Origin of the sequence: Teichococcus vastitatis, assembly GCF_003604215.1 — a bacterium.
In the GTDB taxonomy this organism is placed as follows: domain Bacteria; phylum Pseudomonadota; class Alphaproteobacteria; order Acetobacterales; family Acetobacteraceae; genus Pseudoroseomonas; species Pseudoroseomonas vastitatis.
This window is the reverse complement of record NZ_QXGS01000237.1, coordinates 1-562: the sequence shown is the minus strand read 5'-3', so window position 1 is coordinate 562 and position 562 is coordinate 1. Positions and strand designations below refer to the sequence as shown.

Sequence of the window (562 nt, the reverse complement as noted above, 5' to 3'; positions counted from 1 at the left end):
AGGATCATGAGGTTGTGGGTGAGGACGCGCAGGATGAGCTCGCGCTGCTGAGCCTGGTGTCCGCGCGCCCTCAGCGCTGAGCCGAGGCGGCGCTTGTGCTGGCTGAAGCCGCTCTCGATGTGCCAACGCTGGTGATAAAGGGCTTGGGGGAAGTGCTTGTGGAGGGTTCGCCTGTCGGGCGTCTTCGGCCAACGCCGCCCTGTGTTCCGTGGGTTCAGGGCAATGATGCTGCGCTCGATGCCGAGTTCATCGCAACAGAGACGATGGTTGTGCTCAGCGTCGTGGCCCGCATCGGCCAGAACCGTGCTCAGAGTGACGAGCGCAGTGGCTTGGCGCAGAGCGGGTGCGAAGCCGGGCGAGTCCTGGCTGGGGCCGAGGCCAGTGACAGCGCCGATGATCCAATGGGAGTGGATGTGGAGAACTGCGGTGAGCTTGGACCGAGCTCGCTGCCGATGGCCTGAACCGTTGCCGCGCCGTCTGCCGGAGTGCTCACTCACAGGCCGTGTTTCCAGCCCAGTCGCATCCACCCCGGCGACAGGTGAGGCGTCGATCAGGCCGACAG

The 562-nt window shown here is 65.7% G+C and carries 1 protein-coding gene; it reads right to left on the bottom strand.

Features of this window, described 5'->3' with window-relative positions; genetic code table 11:
* Positions 1–497: transposase (locus D2K64_RS24090; protein ID WP_238384410.1), on the bottom strand; the 497-nt coding region annotated here is incomplete at its 3' end.
* Positions 498–562: the final 65 nt, after the last annotated feature.